We start from the raw sequence: 19799 nt of genomic DNA, 5'->3' as shown, positions 1-19799 counted from the left end.
TTACTTTCGTTCGAGAAATGAACCATCGAAAACTTGTATTTTGGAACTGGCAGGACTGAACATAAAATTCGTACCGGGTGTTGGAGAGAAAAGAGCCTCGTTGCTGGAGCAGGAAATGGGCATCCAAAGCTACGAGGATATGCTCTATTACATCCCCTACAAATACATTGACCGGACCCGTGTCTACACGATCCGGGAACTTACATCAGACCTTCCCTACATTCAGGTAAAAGCTAAAATCACGAACCTCACATCCGTCGGCGTGGGCAAACAGATGCGCATGGTCGCCACGGCCTACGACGGAACCGGGGAATTGGAACTCGTGTGGTTCACGGGCCACAAATACCTCTCCAGCCAGATCACCCCTGACAAGGAGTACCTGATTTTCGGCAAGCCCACCATCTTCAACCACAAGATGAACATCGTCCACCCGGAAATGGACCTGTACGAAACGAGTGCCAAGCAACTCGTAGGTTTCCAAGCCATCTACCCGACCACGGAGAAGATGAAAAAAAGTTACCTGACCTCCCGGCTGATCAACAAGATACAAGCGAACATTTTCAAAGCCATCAACGGCAGGATTCAAGAAACCCTCCCGGCATGGTTCATCAAAAAACACAACTTGATCTACCTGCACGAGGCCTTGTACAACATCCATTTCCCGGAAAACCCGGACATGCTCCGCAAGGCACAATACCGGCTTAAATTTGAAGAGTTGTTCTACATTCAACTCAACATACTGAAACTGAAATTTAACCGCAAGGCAGCCTTCCAAGGCCATCTCTTTACCACGGTCGGGGATTATTTCAACAATTTTTACCACAATCACCTACCCTTTCCCTTGACCGATGCACAGAAACGGGTTATCAAAGAAATCCGTTCCGATTGCGGTTCCGGCAAGCAAATGAACCGCCTGTTGCAGGGAGACGTGGGAAGCGGCAAAACCCTTGTCGCCGTGATGTGCATGCTGATCGCTCTCGACAACGGTTACCAAGCCGCCATCATGGCCCCGACGGAGATTCTCGCCACCCAACATTACGAAACCATATCCGGGCTTCTGAAGGACACCCCGATTAGCGTCGGCCTACTCACAGGTTCCACCAAGAAAAAAGAAAGGGAAATCATTCACGAGGCCCTGTCCGACGGACGTCTGCAAATCCTGATCGGGACTCACGCTCTACTGGAAGACGTGGTGAATTTTAAAAACGTGGGACTTGTCGTTATCGACGAGCAGCATCGTTTCGGAGTTGCCCAGCGAGCTAAACTGTGGCAAAAGAACACGATTCCCCCACACATGCTGGTCATGACGGCCACTCCCATTCCCCGGACTCTCGCCATGACCCTCTACGGCGATCTAGATGTATCGGTGATCGACCAACTTCCTCCCGGCCGGAAACCTATCACCACACATCATGCATTCGAGGCAAGACGCCTGCAAGTCTACAAGTTCATCCAGAAAGAACTGGAACTCGGTAGGCAGGCCTATATCGTGTACCCCATGATCTCCGAATCGGAAAAGATGGATTACCGAAACCTAGAAGAAGGCTATGAACACGTGATGAGTTATTTTGCCCCCCTAGGGTACACGGCGGACATCGTTCACGGGAAACTCAAACCAACAGAGAAAGAGGAACACATGAGGCGTTTCGTATCGGGAGAAACCCGTATTCTCGTGGCAACCACCGTGATCGAAGTCGGGGTGAATGTTCCCAATGCCTCCATCATGGTCATTGAAAGTGCCGAACGTTTCGGACTATCCCAATTGCACCAGCTGCGCGGGCGTGTAGGACGGGGAGCCGAACAATCATACTGTATTCTGATGACCTCCTACAAACTGTCTAACGAGTCCCGTAAAAGGATCGAGACCATGACCTCCACAAATGATGGCTTTGAGATTGCCGAAGTCGATTTAAAACTACGCGGTCCGGGAGACATCGAAGGAACACAACAAAGCGGGTTGACTTGCAACCTGAGAGTTGCCAATCTCGGTAAGGACGGGCGTATCCTGAACGAGGCAGCCCAAGCGGCCACGATTATTCTGGAAGACGATCCCCTCCTACAAAAAGAAGAGAATCAAACCTTTGCCACCCAAGTCAAACGTCTTTTCAAAACTAAAATCAACTGGAGATATATCAGTTAAAACCCCAAAAACAGTTACGTCTCCATTTTCACTATCATCCAAGTACCCCGCCCGTTCAACCCGATAATCCAAGCAGAACAAGCCTAAGACGATGGGAGTCAGCGACCAAGCAATGGCATATTTCATAATAATGAATAGATCTGTTCCGGACGAATACCGTCATGAACCTTATAGATACCTTATAGAAACCTTATATGAACCTTATATATAATAAGGTTCATAAAGTATATTTACAATTTAATTAAAATACTATATTCGGTATTCATCCGAATTTTATCAGTTAGTATAAATGCATTCTTTATTCACGTCCCCATTTACAGGCAACGAACTCTCCCTTTACCTTCAACGTGCCAATACAAAAACGGCGAATAGATTCCCGTTATCACGCAACAAAAGGGCACAAAAAAAGGACGCCCGAAGACGTCCTTTCATTATCTGAACCGAAAAAAATTAGTCGATAGCTACAACAGCTTTCATCATCTTTTTCGTGTTTTTCATCAACTTAGCCTTGTTCTGACCATCCATTAAATACCAAGATTCTTCTTCCGGGAAATATTGGAATTCAGCAACAGCATCAGTCTCTTCACTTGCAACTACCATCTTATTCAAAGATTTAGTTACATGGTAAGGATGTCCGGCGTACATTACTTGACCTTCTTCCACGTCTCCAGCTTTCATGGCAACCGGATTCTGGCCACCCCAGAACTCGATAGAGTTGAAGATCAAGACATCACCCAAGCAGCACAACTCGTATGCCGGAAGGATACACAATCCCAAGAATACTAACTCGTTCACGAATTTAGCGTTAGACACTTGTCCGTTCCAGTTATGTAACTTAGAAGTCAAAGAAAAAGAACCATAACATCCTGTGAAAGCCACTGATGACACCGCGATCATCACAACAGCAATCATTTGATTAAAACTTTTTTTCATAACCTATGCTTTAAATTTAATTAGTTTTACGAAGGTAACGCTTTTTGTTACGAAACTAAAGCACTTTTTGTTATTTTTTCTTGTAGAATTTTTTCGGAGCAATCATTAATTCTGGACGGAGCACGTTATCCAGCTCTTCTTTCGTCAATAATTTTTCTTCCAAAACCAAATCGTAAACACTTCTGTTTTCTGTTAAAGCTCTCTTGGCGATACGAGATGAATTTTCGTAACCTAAAGTCGGGTTCAAAGCAGTAACGATACCGATACTGTTCATCACCATATCTTTACAACGGTCAACGTTAGCAGTGATGCCGTCGATACACAAAATTCTCAAACGATCCATAACCTTGGTCAACATCTGCATGGAGTTGAACAAAGCGTAAACGATTACCGGCTCCATCACGTTCAATTCCAACTGACCGGCCTCGGCAGCCATCATCACGGTCGTGTCGTTACCGATCACGCGGAAACATACTTGGTTAACCACTTCCGGGATAACCGGATTCACTTTACCCGGCATGATAGAAGATCCCGGTTGCATCGGAGGCAAGTTGATCTCGTTCAAACCACATCTCGGACCACTGGACAACAAACGCAAATCGTTACATACTTTAGACAACTGAACGCAGAAACGTTTCAATTCTGAAGAGTAAGACACGCAAGCACCCGTGTCAGGAGTTGCAGCAATCAAGTTCGGGGCCAGAACGAACTCTTCACCACTGATGATGCGAAGTTCGCGAGCGCAGATTTCAGCGTATTCCGGTTCTGAGTTGATACCTGTACCGATAGCCGTAGCACCCATATTCTCTACCAAGAACAATTTAGCAGCCGCATTCAAACGCTCGATATTTTCTTCCAACGTGTAAGCGTATGCCTCGAACTCTTGGCCCAAAGTCATCGGCACCGCATCCTGAAGTTGGGTACGCCCCATTTTCAACACGTGCTCGAATTCTTTTGCTTTTCTTCTGAAAGAATCAACCAACAATTTAATTTCAGCTACCACTTCTTTATTGGTCAGGATAATGGCCAAGTGGAATGAAGTAGGATAAGCGTCATTCGTTGATTGAGAAAGATTCACATGATTATTCGGGTGGCAATATTGGTATTCACCTTTCTGATGTCCCAACAGTTCCAAAGCACGATTGGCAACGACCTCGTTGATATTCATATTCGTGGAAGTTCCGGCTCCACCTTGAACCATATCTACCGGGAACTGGTCAGCCAACTTACCATCGATGATTTCCTCGCAAGCTGCGGTGATGGCATTTGTAATATCAGCAGGAATCAATCCCAATTCAAAGTTTGCTTTTGCAGCAGCCCATTTCACCATAGCCAAAGCCTTCACGTAGTTCGGGAACATTCCGATCGTGTAATTACTGATACCAGCAAAGTTCTCGATAGCTCTCAAAGTTTGAACGCCATAATACGCATCCATTGGCACTTCTTTGTTGCCTAGTAAATCATGTTCTATTCTTGTTTTCATAACTTTATAGATTAATTATTTCCAAATACGTTTGAATTTCTTTCAAGTTTCACCCGATCGTTAAAAACAATAACTAAATGTCTCTCGTCCATAACAAACGACCCGAAGAAAATTAATCCGGCAAAGGTATAAAGTTAATAGTATAAAGCCAAATTTTAACCCATAATTTACGCTCCGTTTTTAGAAATACATATCTCTAAAAGTCAATCATATATACAAATATTTAACAAAATAAAGCTCGCCGCAATCCTTTTTTACAAACGTTTTCGATAACAGAGGTAAACTTACCCCTCGTCATCGATAAGATTTATCACGATTTTTGCCAGTGACGAACGGTATTTCTCCTCGGCATAAGGCGTATGTTTCCCTTTAACATCATACCAAATAACGACTTCTCCCCCTACTCCTTTTTCCGGGAAAAACATCATTTCACCCGATTCCGGGTCGTATTTCCATTTCCCGACACCCTCTTCTTCATATTCGAACACGCCATTCCCCAGGCAATGTTTCTCATCGATCCACATTCTAAAGCTCGTTAAATCAAGATTATCATAACTGGCATTCGGTCGGTCTCCACCAAGCTGGTAAGCCACGTCGTTATCCAAAGGACGTACGATAACGGGACCACGGCGATGGTCATAAATATCATCCTCAGAACTAGCCCCGTACAAGGGGGTTATTCGTAGATTCCGGATAATATTCGTGTAAGCCGTGAGCTGCCCCGTCGATGCCATGAAACCGATCACCAGTTTCGAAGGTCTTTCAAGCGCCAGCTCGGTTTTGGGTGGATTCGAATAATAAACTACCGTGGGATATTCACCGGCAACAAGTTGGAAAGGAAGGCCATTCTCGGTATATTGCAAAGAGGAGGGATAAGCGTAATCCTCAATCACGACCGTTTTTTCCGTTTCATGCTGGATGGTTACCGTGATCCGGAATCCTCCCCCAACGATATTCGGCTCCAAGGCAATAATTGCTTTCCGGTAAGCACTTTCACCGGAATGATGAAATTCCTTTCCCCCGGCAATACAGAAGGGTTTATCGATTCTCGGTGTCACGTACTGTTCATATTCCCCGGTCTGGGTGTTCAACCTGAATCCGGCCTTGTTTCTCAACCCATCGGAATAAGGGTCTTCCAGGCCGGTCTTCTCGTTCCACCCCGTGTGGCGAGTGATGAGAACGGGAAAACCCCAGCGACCATCTTGTATTCGGTGAGTTTTTTGAGACGTGGTTATCACTTTTTCGTCCCTTCCCGCGGCTCCCCGAATCGTCACGTTACTCCGGGTATTATACGTTTCAGACTGAATATTAGCGATCCCAGCACTCCCGTACGGTATCCCGTTTCTCATTTCGTAATTGTCGAAACGCCAATTTTTAAAATGTCCCTGATCCAAGGCCACCGCAAGGTATCCTCCCTTAATCCCGGTAATTGAAGTCACACCATATCTAATATCCGTGTGTGCCGACCGTCGATGAGTATAACCAAACCCGGCCCCCTCAGCCCCGTATTTTAAGTTCGCACCTATATATTCATTCGTGGTCGCATCGACAAGAAACATACAAATACCATCTGTAACACCTGCCTCTCCCACGTTCGTGTACATCATAATATACTCGAACTCGATCAACAACCCGTCTTCCGTGGAGAAAATATATTCCGGTAAATAAAATGCCCCGATCTCTTCCTTACCTTCCGTTAATTGTAATCCCCAAACACTTTCTGCCGCTCGGTTCTTTCTCTTGTGGTTTCCTTTTGAATCCCAACCGGAAGCCCCGGGTTCATTGGGTTCGGGAAACGTGATTTTAGTCAAGTTACCATCTAAAAACGACCGGAAAAAAGGGAGTGGTCCTTCAAGGGTCTGCGCCGATAAACCGGAACACATCCCCCACATAAACAAGCAAAAGAATAATCTCTTTATCATATATCATTATGTTAGTGAATATCAATAATCTTTAATACAACGAACGGGAAAAGCGTACGAACGATCAGCGGCATTAAAATCAACCCCGCTTTTATATATAAAAAGATAGTCAGCAATATACCCGCCATTCACCGAATAGGGTGTAGAGGCCCAATAATAACCGTAGGCTCCCACATGTACCACATCCCCATTACCATCCGGATAACGTTGCCCGGCCGAGGGCAGGAAGACCGTCCCAGAAGGGGGAGTTGTTCTATTGGCAGGTGTTGCCATTGATCCAGTCACGTTCGCCCCCAGAAACCAACCGCTTTCGGGGTCGAAGTTCCCATGTAAATAGTTTCCAGCATCCCGATTCAACTCGGCCGTCATGTTAACAAACCCTCCCATAGATACCGTTTTTATCCCGGTTTCTTCGTACAACAATTCCAGTTCGGCATTTGTCGGTAAACGCCATTCGCCCTCAACCCATCCTTTACCTCCCGGCCCACTGGAAATATAACGACATATATCACCGACACCCACGTTTTCATTGAACCCGGTATTACCGGAGTAACCCGCAAAAGCGTCCACGTCCTCGCCAGTACCAGAAGGCATAGAAAAGTTGAAATTCGAATGAGCATATGGAATTTTATCCCACCCGATCAAACCACCTTTCCAATCAGACGGGTTCAGATGGGGCGGATAATAAACGGCTTGCACCTCCGGGTCATAAGGATTACCGGCAGAAGCCAACGCAATCAGTGAACCCCATTTGAAAAATACCCCTTGGGACCAAGCGGGAATATCCCGGTTATCTTCGGCAGTCACGGCAAAAGCCAGTACCCCGGAATTTAACACAACATTGCTCCGGGCAAACATTTCCGCAATCGGAACCCTTCTCACGGTCAGGGTATCCCGCAGACGCCCTGCCGTGAACTCAATCTGTCCGGTCACGTAATCACGCCCGCTACCCGGGGAGAACACGGACGAAATCACCAGTTCCAAACCGCTCCCGTTTATATCTGCCCCCTTCGTGACGGACTGTCCCCCGGCCAAGCGCAACCAAGTATTTGTTTCCGAATGGAGAACTTTTGCCTCCCAAGCCCCATGATAATCAGAACTTACCCGATACGTGAGTTGCCGACTCACACCATAAGGTAGGTCCAGCGTGCGACTTTCCACACCCATAAAGAATTGACCATCATAAACAATGTGGTTTATCCCTTCCAGATTCACCACCAATATTGACGTTTTCAAATTCGATAACACGCCAAACGAGCGAAGAGCCTCCTCAAAAGTCCGGTAACCGATTCCCTCGGCATCGGTTACGGTAACAACATACTTGTGATTACGATACAGCGGCATATACGCAATATCTAGCGGCAATTCAGATTCCAGCGTGAAGTCCACCCGGTAATAATAATCCTCGCCCATGTATTTTCCTTTAATAATCAGGCAAACCCCGTTACCCGGATCATCTTTCACGTTTTTAACAGCCTCATAGGTATAGATTTCTCCCGCCATCAAGGCCCCGGGGGCGTTAATGGCCTGTTTGTACTCGTATTTCATTGCCGCTTCTTCTACACCCGGTTGTTTTCCGGAAGGGACGGGGATCATCGGATTCTCATTTGTCGCATAAGGATTCGGAACAAGCACGCCATCCGCTTCGTTCCATTTCGGGGCGATATACCCGGAAGTATTATAGTTCACCAAATAAATCTCTTCCAACTTGAAGATCTCTCCGCTAACCTTGTTTTCCACGTCCACACGAGCCAACATCCGAGTCAACGAAACCGACACTATATAACCCGGCACAAGTCCCTCCATTACCACTTCCCCGTACATGGGTAGCGGGGTATATCCCGGTACACGCACGTTCCATTTATAAGAATCATTCTCATCTTTGAATGTATTAAAAGTCAGAGCTTTCAATATATCCTGTTTTTCCGCATCTGCCGGATTACTTTCCAAGGCATGCCGAACCGCCCCCGCAGCATTCACGACAACCACGATTAAACCGACTTGGTCATCTTTGGCAAGGTTCAGACTAAATTTCACTTTATAGTCTGCCCCCGATGATTCCTGCCTAAAATCGATCACGTTCAGATGTCGAAGTAGTTTTGCCGATGGAGTAGACTGGTCAAAGAACAAAAGGTCCAACTCCCGTACCGCAGCCTCCCCGTTATCCCCCTCTATCGAGCGGGTAAGGGGGACTTCAAATCCCGGAATAACTAGTTCTATATCTATAACTTTCCCTAACTGATCCGGTCCATCCAACTTATCATGTACACACCCCAGTAATCCCGCCAAGAGTAACACTCTCACCAAGCTAAACCGTTTCCATATTATGAATCGTTCCATCATATTTTACTCGTAATTTATCATGAACGGGTAACCCGAATTATTTTAATCAGGTTTCCCGCTTTAATTTCAACCAAAGCGTAATACCCCGCGGGAACACTATTCAAACTTGTCTTCGCGATAAACTCGATATTCCGAGATAAATCCCCGTCCACGCCTGACATATTAACCGCCAGCCAATCCCGTCCCCCGGCGGTAGCCTCCAAGGGATGATTATCTTTATCATAGTAACTAATCTCACCCAACCGCACCCCCTTCGGAAATCCCCGGTCACCCCTGTTATAATTCGTCTCCACCGAGATCGTGACAGCATCACCCGCAAGCCCGACATGAAGAACATCCCGACTTACCCGCAGGTAATACTGGGGATCAATGATTGTTCCTTGTCCCGCCTCGGTCCACGGAAGTACGGCCTGTTCAAATTGTACCGTCTTTTCTTTCACCGTACCGATGATCCGGTAGACATTATTACGCCGGATCTCGGTAAGCACCCGTGGGGTGCCTCCACCTTTCGGAGTAAACTCCGTGAGTGCGGTTCGGGTTCCTCTCTCTCCGTCCGGGGAAGTGATTCCCCGGATGTCCAAAAACAATTTATTCCGGTCATCGGAGACCTCGTAAGTCCGCTCCGGCGTATAGAACACACATATAAGCTGGGGAGAATTCGATAGTTCCAACACATTTACACCTCGATAATTCCAAACCACGTGTTCAAAGCCGGAAGACGGGATTTGCATATAACCGAAATTATTCTCAATGTCCAATCCGGTTTGGAATCGGGTTCTATCAGTCTCCGTTCCTGTTACTAAATATCCTCTCCCATAAGTATTTTCCAAAAATACCCGGGAATTCATGGAAGTCGAAAGACGAGCGAAAACAATCTCGTCCGCTTTCTTTAGCCAGAGTTCAACACGAGCCACGACACGCTCGATCGTGATCACCTCGTTTGCCGAGACATTTTTCTCCACCACGATTTTCCGTTTCACCCCGGACATCGGAATCCCGGACATTAAGGGTTGCACGTGATCAAAACCAAACGCATCGTTCATCTGAAAAAGTATCTCTTCCAGTTGTTCCGGAAAAATGACCGCATCCAATGTATTCGTCATAACTTGAGGTTCATTCACTATCACGACAAGCATTTTATCCGGATTGGTTTTCACGTCCAAGGTAGTTTTGAATCTGGTTGCATCCCGTTCTCCTTCCCCCAAAGTTACCAACTCGTTTATATCCAGAGTCGGGGTAACCGAGGCATCATCGAACACGACAAAACGAACCGTTCGAACAAAATCATGTTCATCAGCCTCCCGCACAAGTATTTCCACGTCAATTTTCCCTCGTGTACCCAAAAACTCGTCCCCGTCACCCGTCGAACGCTCCCCGATGCAAGCAACCAAGGAGAACATGATCCAAATGATATGTAACACGTTACTTTTCATACATTAAACCTCTATATCATTACGCCACACGATCCACCCGTTAACTTCAATACTCAAAGCCACGAAACCGGATGGATTTTCTCCTTCCTTGTACAGAATCACCATACGCCACTCGCTCTGCCTGTCGAGGAATTCCGGCATAGGGAGCGCACTCCCATCCGGCCGCAAGATTGGTTTTCTCGATTCCAAGAGTTTCATCAAATCATAATCCCATACCCGCAAGCCGGTTCGCATATCATAGACAATCAATTTATAAGCATAATCATCATCATACAATAACCTAGCCGTATTCACGTGCCCTTCCGACAAGACTTCCGGCCCCTCTCCCACCTCTAGGGAATAGGGCATATAGGTCACAGGTACCTGCACCCGGGGAGCATTATCATGTCCGTAGACCGCTCCCTCAGGTGTCAGGATTTCAAAAGTAAAAACGGGACGGTCCGCACGTCCCGTACTACTACCACCCACCTCAGCCAGTAACACGTGAAAATGATTCGTGTTTTTAACCAAAGACACCGGGTATACCTCCCGATCAGCCTTATAATCCACCTTTATTGTTTTCCCGATCCACAAAGGGAAAAATTCGTGAGACACGGCCTGAGAGAGCCGTTCCAAAGCGACCTGCACGTCCCCTAGCATCGTTTTTCCCGGAGAAAGCCTATTTCCCTGCACATCCGATACCCGGAAATGATTCGTCAAACCTCCCACGGTCAGCACCTTGTAATGCCCCACGGATAAATCATCAGCCAATAACATTCGCTTTCCCCCAACAAGCTCTTCCCGCCGGGCTTGTTTGGTAAAGAGAAAACGATCATCAGCATCGAACACGAATATGTCGACCGTGTTGACCCACGGATCGAACGAGTCGACATATTCCATATTATAGTCATAAATAAATTCCAAGTATACACCACAGTTGTCTGTATCCTCCTTCATCACGTCGCATGATCCTAAAAACAGGCATACTAACACAATTCCCATTCTTTTACTCAAATCCCGATATAGCCCACCCGTGTTCATACCTTGATGTTTTATAGTCCTGTTACCCAATCACTAAATATCGATCTCGTTTTCCCAGACAATCCATTGCGCAACATCCACCGTGATTCCCAAATACCCAGTTGAGGTGTCGATTGGATCACCCGGGTCCGGATCACCGGGACCAGGTTTGTCCACATCCGGGAACCAAGGAGTTCCTGCCCCTTTCACGGACCCCAAGGTCAGCTTATACCAGTTGTTGCGCACAACCCCGTATTTTCCGAAAGCCATATGCTCATCGGTATCGTTATCATGCCGAATCTCGTAATAGTAATAGCAAAGCCCTCCTTGATACCACCGGATGATTGGATTTTTCCCGTCTTTAAGTACCTCTCCTCCATTCTTGATTTGTGCTAAATCAGACACCTCCAACGTTTTGAACGATGTCCCGATAAGATCCACACCACTATTTTTATCCGCATAAGCCCTTATGCTCACGTACATTTTCTCGCAGGCTGCTTTCAAGTTAGGGCCCACGTCAATGGCATTATATGCCTCTTTCAGCTTATCAAAATTAGTATAGGTTTTACCGGCAAAACTAAACCAATCGCCTGTTCTCACGTGATTTTCAGGATAATAAACGCCTTTAATCACAACACGAGTGGCATTCTCAAATATCTGATCATTCGCATCCATCGTGTTCTCAATGCAATAAGTTCCGGTTGCTGCCGCCATCCAGGTGTAAGGGGCTACCAACTCTGGTTCATACGTCGTTTCGTTGACGGCAGCATTCACTATACCAGTGGCATTCGTGAAATTCGGATCCTTGGTATAAAAGTTACTGACGTAACTTCCCCCGGACGAATGAATCACGGTAAGTAAAGTTTTATCGGCAAAAGGGTAAAACGTACTGTTCATCACGTCAATCGTCCAATTTTTAAAAGTAAAGGTCGCACCGGTAGGTTCAACAACGATCTTATCATTATTGTCCTCTTTAAGCTTTAATTCCACCTTAGAGGCCAGACGTTCAATTTTCACGTCTACACGGTTATTGTCATCCTCAGCCTCTTTAATAGCATCCTCTTCTTGCAGATCTTTCGAGACAACTTGAATCTTACCAACAAGACTGATCAAAGGATCGGTAATTTTTTCCCCGGCCTGCTTGTTACTCTCATCCCCGCTATTAATCATCGTGAATCCCCTGGTTATTGCATTCACGTTATCTGTAATCTCCGCCATAGTAACCCCTTTTACCGCTGCATTTATCGTGGGAAACGTGGTTCGATCGTTGATATTTTCAATCACGTCCAACAGCTCATCTCCCGGATTGGCAATCACCAATAGTTTTTCTGAAGCTGCCGAAATCTTGATCGCATCCGGTTTTGACGCCGCATCCTCAATTTTGGTATAGTATTCTGTTGTCTTGGGAATACCGACCACTTTTTCCGTTTCGTCAAAAGTTATCAAGTAGAGAGTCTTCAAATCACTTTCATTCATTCCCGCATTTTCACCCGAGGAACGAGCCTCGTTTTTTTCTGTCTTAACTTTGAGAGAAATGTAAGCCACATCAGCTATCCCGCCACTTGTCAATGACTTATCTTCCTTCTCTTCCACGCAACCGGCAAAAACGATTGCCGCCAATGCTAACCTTAGAACCATCCTATTTTTCATCTGCTTACTTTTATAATATTATATTCTAAATACAAAAGTAGACCATCGGTATTGCTTGAAAAAGACAACTTTAGTCCATTCTCCCGGATATGATCATACATTTTTGCGACATCCCCATCATTTTTGATTTTATCCATACAATAAATAGAGGTAAACATTGTATTTCCTCCATCTTAGAGGATTTATATTCTTGACATTCTCCGAAACGGAGAATCATTCAAGGCAAAGCATCTATTCTTAAAACAACCCGCATTTTAACGTAATATTTTAAAAATTCCTCTGGATTTATGTTTATATTTGATTATTGTTCCACAATTACCAGTATCAAGTATATGACTAAATAGAACAAACATGAGAAAAAAAGATCTTCATGATAAATTCATCGAGGAACTACACAAAAGAAATTCCAAGAGAGCCGAACTTATTAATCAGGTATCAGACATTCTGAAACTGGAAAAAGAGTCAGTTTACCGGAGAATGGCAGGTAAAGTCAACTTCTCCATCCGGGAAATGGGCATACTGGCCAAGATTTTAAACATCTCTCTCGATAGTCTTTTATACCAAGAAGAAGATATTCAATGGCTCCCATTCATACTGGAAACCCCGTTAAAGTTTCACTCCATTGATGCTTTATGCGATATGATAGATCTTAATTTTAAACAAATCGAGGAGATTAACCAAGATGAACCCGGTACCAGCGGAAACGTTTACCACTCGCTACCCTTGGAATTTTTCGTACATTCCCCGCTTATAATGAAGTTCATGTTCTTTAAATGGGGGTACTATTTCGTACAATCCGACGAGTATAACAATTTTTCCCAGTGGAAACTTCCTCCCAGGTTATCAGCTATCAGTGAAAAATACAATGACATTTATAACTTTCAGCACGTTTTTTATATTTGGGATAGCTCGCTGATTTGGGCATTATCTAAAGAAATAAGTAATTTCTACAAAACGCATATTATTTCCGAACAGGAAAAAGAGGACATCAAAAATGAACTCAAACTTATATTGTCGCAATTAGAAAAGACACTAAACGGAACACGTACTCCTAGCATCCCCTTTCCACCCGAAACAGATTTTCTCGTATCCTCGATCAATGTGGGTTTTTCCAGCAGTTACTTCTTTTCCGGCAATAGGCATCTCGCCTTGTTCCAAACTAATTTCAGCTTTTCGATGATACAGGATTCAGAAGACAATTTTAATAAAATAAAAGAATGGATCAATTCCTTATGCCATATTTCCACCCTTCTTTCTAGGAGCGGACGCATCGAGAGACGGTTGTTTTTCAACACGCAATACCGGATTATCGACGAGGTGTTAAAATAATGATGGGACTGTACAAAAAGTCATTCTTCAAACTCCCTCCCCCCTTCGGGGTACTCCCTCTATAAACAGAGGGAGAGTTGAAACACTCCCCATCTTCGGAGTGAATCACCAGCTCCTCCTCTGTTTATAGAGGAGGTGGCACGAAGTGACGGAGGAGTTTTTTAATAAAATGACTTTTGGGACAGCCCCATTATTTCAATATATTTTACACTAAGCGTCTATCTCTGCCTCATGTTCAAAATCACCCAGCGGTTTCAGATTGGATGGGATTTCTTGATCCGCATCATCCGAGAAATAAGGGAACACGTCCATGATATTCGTATCGGTCAGAGAACTGATCTCGAAAGGTACCACGTAGGTTGACAAACTCTTCTGCAAATTAGCCAACGCTTTCTCAATATCCGCTGCCGCCACCAAATAATACTGGTGAGATTTTTTCTCCTTACCACTGATCTGGTCCGCATCAATAATCGCCACTTTCGCCTTGAACCATTTATCGTCATTCCCGTCATTCGACTCCACCAACTCCGTGATGTTCGATTTCTTCAACCCCACGATATAAAAATCTCCCTGAATCATCTCCCGCAGATTTTCCGTGATCCGGCTCTCCGCCTCCGTGTAGGACATCGCATCTAACAAATACAACTCGGACATCTTCTTCTCTTTTCCATCCTCGCCCACTTTCACGTATTTTACCTTCGCTTCAAACCAATTTGCTGTCATTTCTTCTCTATTTTTTATGTGTTTAATTCTACAGCAAAAGTAAAATAATCTCCCCAAAATTATTCCACGGGTCACAAAAATATTCCGCATATAACACGTACGAATCATTGTTTTTAGCTAAATTTGTCTTTGAAGAATTTACTAGCAAGAGAAATCATGAGCGAGAAACTGTATCCAATCGGTATTCAAAATTTTGAAAGTCTTCGGAAAGACGGGTATCTTTACGTTGACAAGACAGCGCTGATCTACCAATTAGCCAAGAGAGGACGTTACTATTTCCTAAGTCGTCCCCGCCGTTTCGGGAAGAGCTTGCTCATTTCAACGCTCGAAGCGTATTTCCAAGGCAAGCGAGAACTTTTCCAAGGCCTTGCCATGGAAGAACTAGAGAAAGAGTGGTTACAACATCCCATTCTACACCTCGACTTGAACATCGAAAAATATGACTCGATCGAAAGCTTAGGAAATATTCTTAACAACGCTTTAACCCGTTGGGAAAAAATCTACGGGGACGAGCCGTCAGAAGCCTCTTTCTCCCTGCGTTTTGCCGGAATTATCCGCCGGGCTCATGAATTAACCGGGCAACGGGTGGTGATCCTTGTTGACGAATATGATAAACCCATGTTGCAAGCAATCAATAATGAAGAGTTACAACGGGAATTCCGAAACACGTTGAAACCATTCTACGGTGCCTTGAAAACCATGGACGGGGATATTAAATTTGCCTTACTGACCGGGGTTACCAAGTTCGGGAAGGTCAGCGTGTTCAGCGATCTCAATAACTTGAACGATATTTCCATGGATAAACAATACGTTTCTCTATGCGGAATGACAGAAGAAGAGATTCATCGCTATTTTGAAGATGATTTACGGAGATTAGCCACGGCACAGGATATGACTTACGAGGAAACCTGCACCCGATTAAAAGAGGCATACGACGGCTATCATTTCCGTCAAAACAGCGAAGGGATCTACAACCCGTTCAGCGTGTTAAACACTTTTGCCAAACAGGAATTCGGTAGTTACTGGTTCGAAACAGGTACTCCCACCTACTTGGTCGAATTATTGAAACAAAATCATTATAACCTCGAACAGATGTCTCATGAAGAGACGAATTCCGAGGTACTCAACAGCATTTATGCCGATGAAAGTCCTATCCCCGTGATTTATCAAAGCGGGTATCTCACGATTAAGGATTACGATGGGGAATTCGGAAACTATATCTTAGGATTCCCCAACCGAGAAGTAGAAGAAGGATTTATCAAGTTCCTAATGCCTTTCTATACAAACGTGAATAACGTGGAATCTCCGTTCGAGATCCAACAATTCGTGAAAGAGATTAGAACCGGCCAACCGGATGCCTTCCTACGTCGCCTGCAAAGCATCTTTGCTGATACACCTTACGAGTTGATCCGGGATTTGGAAGTACACTATCAAAACGTACTTTTTATTGTTTTTCGTCTTGTAGGTTTCTACGTGAAAGCGGAATATCACACATCCGAGGGCCGGGTGGATCTCGTACTGCAAACCGACCGTTACATCTACGTGATGGAATTCAAACTGGAAGGTTCTGCCGAAGAAGCCTTACAACAAATCGAAACGAAACATTACGCCCGACCATTTGAAGCGGATTCCCGACAATTGTTCAAAATCGGGATTAACTTTGATAATAATACTCGGAATATTGAGAGGTGGATTGTGGAATAACTTCTCTATATCGACTAAAAGAATTACCTCCCATTCGATCAATCTCGGATGGGAGGTGTTGAACAAATAGATTTATTTATTTTACAATTAAACTTAGCTCTGCAGGCGGCATACACATTTGATCATTACAACTTTGGTATTCAATGACACAAGTCACGTTCCCCGTTCCTCGAACTTCTTGAGTAAATATCGCCTCTTCTTCCACAACAACGGTTCCGGCACTATTATACGCCCGTCCTGAAGGCCGCTTTAACTCTCCCACCTTTTCAACTCCTTTCGGTAAAACAAAAGTTATTGTCGTGGGAAGATAGGGATCACTTTTATCCACTTGGGTATAAATTCGATACCCCGGATGGATTTTCATCCGAATTGTAATCAACCGATTCCCATTCGACATTTTCTTTGTAAAAGCCCGTACTTTTACAGGTTCCTTTTCATCCGTTTCCTCTTCTTTCAACGTTTTTTCCTCGATTGGTTCTTTAATTGATTCCGTACACAAAACACGATAATCGTTTCCCGGCACATTTTTATCCCGGGTGTTTACTAAAAAGAACCATCCTCCGGATTCCGTAAAAAATAAGCGAGATTTATTTGTTTCAAACCAAGTACGCCATTCTGCCGGAGTCTCGAAACGACAAAGCGTGTATCTTTCTAACAAACGGTGTCCTTTCGCCACGTCTGTTCCCTCTTCCAACAAACGGATCGCCTCATCTAAAAGACGAATGTCATGATTAGAGATACCCAGACTTCTTGCATCCTCATCCAAAAGAAAAGAGACCCGGCCCGGTCGAGGCATAAAATAACCGGCATTATTCATATAATAATCCTTGTACGCTTTTTCATCCGTACCAAATGAAAAATACAATTCCGGGAACATACTCTTTAAATACTCTCCATAAGTCGATTCTTCTTTCCCGATCCTTTTTAATGTAGAAACCCGCTCTTCGTACGCAGCACGAGTAGCCCGTAAAATCGTTGATTTTAAGTGTTCCCCGGTCACGATAAACGGATTAAACTTCCTAGCTATCGGGGTCTGCCCTGCAAATTGGGAAATATAGACAATCGCATTGGCAAATACTGATTTTGCCTCCTCCGTCATCTCTTCAGGTGAGGCTGAAAATCCCCAATGTAAGAAATTCCCATGTCGTCCGATGGCCACTTCCTCCAAGCCCTTTGCAGACACGCCACCTGAAATAAATTCTACATCAGGAGAATCCAGAAAACCGGCAGACTTGGAGATCATCCCCGGGCGTATGGCTTTCGTTGTATATCCTTCTTTTTGCACTCGCCACATCAAAATGGAGTCAGGCACGACCTCTCCTTCGGATTTCGCAATAGATTTAGCACTTTCCGGTGTAGGTTTCATTACCATACTCATTTTAACGGGGAATGGTCCTTTAAACATAGGATGTTCTGTACGTATATGATGAGCATCAGCATCCAAGCACAGACAGCACCAGTCCGTTTTCAACCCAAGACGAGTACCAATTAAACTACTCAATTCTGCAATCAACAACATGGGTCGATCAAAATCCTGTGGTAAATATCCTTCTCTTTTCTCCCCGTAAAACCGTCCAAAGGGATCTTCTTGCGTAGTCGGAGGAACTATCGGTTGAGGTAATCCGTCCATCACGGTAACATCGTAATCCTCAGACAACACTGGCTGGTAGTCTTTCGCATCAATAGCCGTCACATATTTAAAATATTGTTTCAGCAGTTTTTCGAAGGCCACAGTCCGTTTTTTAGCCCCTTCCAACAATAATGCAGAATCCACCTTGCCTCTGTTTATATTAGCATACACGTCCGAAGATCCTCCAACATAAAGCACTTTCAGTTTACTTTTCCTTATTCCTGCCTGCAAATCAAAACATAACAGAAATAACAAGCCTAATAGAATTATTTTCATATCCGAATTTTATTTATTCCGAATCAACTCTTCAATTTTATTTTTTAAAGCCTGATCACGAAGATTATCTTCAACGACAATACCATTTCCATCCACCAGAATAAACATCGGGATCGCCCTACCGTCAAACTTTTCTGCAAAAACATTATCCGTATCAATTAAACAAGGCCAAGGTAATTGTTCTTCGTCAAGAGCTTTCAACCAATCAGCATTACTCTTATCGATTGAAATACTGATTATCTCCAATCCTTGATCAACAAGGTCCTGATACATTTTCTTCAAGAATGGAATCGACTTGCGACAAGGTCCACACCACGAAGCCCAAAAATCAATCAATACGCATTTCTTTCCCTTACTCAATTCTTTCATTGAATATACCTTTTCATTCCGATCAGGTAAAGAAAATTCCGGAACTGACTTTCCTTTCAAAGTCTTGGGAAATATTTGTTTCTTCAAAGCTTGACCGTAAAAACTATTCTTCGCCTCTTCTGAAAAACCATTGAATAGTTCCTTAGCTTCTGTATCATCTGACGAGAAATAAGCCCTGTTATTCAGCAACAAAAGAGGTCCCCAAAATGAATCTCCGTTTGCAGCCACGCTATCATGAATGACTTTTTCAATCGTTTGGAAAGCCTCTCTTTCAGCTTTCACCAGATTCTTATAATCATCTGTCTGCATAAAATCAGTTATCACTTTTCGATCTCCATTTTTCCTTAATTCCGATATTTTCTTTATCGTCCCTGCATGTGCCTCCCGATAATCAGCGAACATTTGATCTAACTTTTCACGAAAAGCCATCTTCTCTCTGAAGATTTGATCCGTCACAGAGCCTTTCAATTGAACATCTTTCAGTTCCACGTATGGCCTTCCTTCTTGTTGTTCCCCTCTCACCGCAGAAAAAGTAATATCACTATTTTCCAGCATAAACCCGTAAGTACCCCGTACTCCTGTCGGTTCTTCGATTGTCAACATATAATAACGAGGTTCCACCAATTTTCCTACAAATGTGAATTTCCCATCCTGTACAGTTGTTTCCATCTCCTTTTTCTCATCTTGATGCGTGGCTGCCAATGTCAGGCTAACTTTCGTATTGTCGGCAAAACCATAGAGCATTCCGGTGATTTTATAGCTTTCAGATGTCTCACATCCTCCTCCAATAAATAACAGGATAAGGACAACAGATATATTAACATACTTAAAATACAAATATCTCATAACTAATATTTTAAAACAC

13 protein-coding genes are annotated in these 19799 nt (G+C 44.2%); 3 read left to right on the top strand and 10 right to left on the bottom strand.

The window, feature by feature from the left end:
• Positions 1–37 precede the first annotated feature (37 nt).
• Complete coding sequence (gene recG, locus I2I33_RS05870) at positions 38–2140, top strand: ATP-dependent DNA helicase RecG (protein ID WP_162613791.1); 2103 nt, start codon at positions 38–40, stop codon at positions 2138–2140.
• A gap of 450 nt (positions 2141–2590) precedes the next feature.
• Here recG and I2I33_RS05865 read toward each other — a convergent pair whose 3' ends face one another.
• From I2I33_RS05865 to I2I33_RS05835, 7 genes are all read right to left on the bottom strand, one after another.
• On the bottom strand, positions 2591–3073 hold the full coding sequence (locus tag I2I33_RS05865) for a DUF3332 domain-containing protein (RefSeq protein WP_087420910.1): 483 nt from the start codon (positions 3071–3073) through the stop codon (positions 2591–2593).
• 70 nt (positions 3074–3143) lie between these two features.
• Positions 3144–4556, bottom strand: coding sequence for an aspartate ammonia-lyase (aspA, locus tag I2I33_RS05860; RefSeq protein WP_087420909.1), 1413 nt, complete (start codon positions 4554–4556; stop codon positions 3144–3146).
• 284 nt (positions 4557–4840) lie between these two features.
• On the bottom strand, positions 4841–6478 hold the full coding sequence (locus tag I2I33_RS05855) for a hypothetical protein (RefSeq protein ID WP_140402578.1): 1638 nt from the start codon (positions 6476–6478) through the stop codon (positions 4841–4843).
• A gap of 21 nt (positions 6479–6499) precedes the next feature.
• The gene (locus I2I33_RS05850) at positions 6500–8818 is read right to left on the bottom strand and encodes an FISUMP domain-containing protein (protein WP_162613760.1); all 2319 of its coding nucleotides are present in this window, start codon (positions 8816–8818) and stop codon (positions 6500–6502) included.
• A gap of 20 nt (positions 8819–8838) precedes the next feature.
• Positions 8839–10254, bottom strand: a complete 1416-nt coding sequence (locus I2I33_RS05845) for a hypothetical protein (RefSeq protein ID WP_195666752.1) — start codon at positions 10252–10254, stop codon at positions 8839–8841.
• A 3-nt stretch (positions 10255–10257) separates the two neighbouring features.
• Positions 10258–11274 carry a FimB/Mfa2 family fimbrial subunit gene (locus tag I2I33_RS05840; protein WP_087420903.1) on the bottom strand — a complete coding sequence of 339 codons (1017 nt, stop codon included), beginning with the start codon at positions 11272–11274 and terminating at the stop codon, positions 10258–10260.
• Between the two features lie 33 nt (positions 11275–11307).
• Positions 11308–12903: an Mfa1 family fimbria major subunit gene (locus tag I2I33_RS05835; RefSeq protein ID WP_087420902.1), complete on the bottom strand. Its 1596-nt coding sequence runs from the start codon at positions 12901–12903 to the stop codon at positions 11308–11310.
• A gap of 351 nt (positions 12904–13254) precedes the next feature.
• Between I2I33_RS05835 and I2I33_RS05830 the strand changes: the two genes are divergently transcribed.
• Positions 13255–14232, top strand: coding sequence for a hypothetical protein (locus I2I33_RS05830; protein WP_087420901.1), 978 nt, complete (start codon positions 13255–13257; stop codon positions 14230–14232).
• Between the two features lie 210 nt (positions 14233–14442).
• Here I2I33_RS05830 and I2I33_RS05825 read toward each other — a convergent pair whose 3' ends face one another.
• Positions 14443–14955, bottom strand: a complete 513-nt coding sequence (locus I2I33_RS05825) for a DUF4494 domain-containing protein (protein WP_087421295.1) — start codon at positions 14953–14955, stop codon at positions 14443–14445.
• A 156-nt stretch (positions 14956–15111) separates the two neighbouring features.
• Here I2I33_RS05825 and I2I33_RS05820 point away from each other — a divergent pair, with 156 nt between their 5' ends.
• A complete protein-coding gene (locus I2I33_RS05820; RefSeq protein ID WP_087420900.1) occupies positions 15112–16659 on the top strand; it encodes an ATP-binding protein in 1548 nt (515 codons plus the stop codon).
• A gap of 76 nt (positions 16660–16735) precedes the next feature.
• On the opposite strand, the gene I2I33_RS05815 is transcribed toward I2I33_RS05820, so the two are convergent.
• A complete protein-coding gene (locus I2I33_RS05815) occupies positions 16736–18565 on the bottom strand; it encodes a protein-disulfide reductase DsbD domain-containing protein (protein ID WP_087420899.1) in 1830 nt (609 codons plus the stop codon).
• A gap of 9 nt (positions 18566–18574) precedes the next feature.
• On the bottom strand, positions 18575–19780 hold the full coding sequence (locus I2I33_RS05810) for a TlpA disulfide reductase family protein (RefSeq protein ID WP_087420898.1): 1206 nt from the start codon (positions 19778–19780) through the stop codon (positions 18575–18577).
• Positions 19781–19799: the final 19 nt, after the last annotated feature.

Source organism: Butyricimonas sp. BSD2780061689_150309_C8 (assembly GCF_015560935.1).
Lineage (GTDB): Bacteria > Bacteroidota > Bacteroidia > Bacteroidales > Marinifilaceae > Butyricimonas > Butyricimonas paravirosa.
Note: the sequence above shows the minus strand (reverse complement) of the source record. Positions and strands in the feature narration are given on the sequence as shown.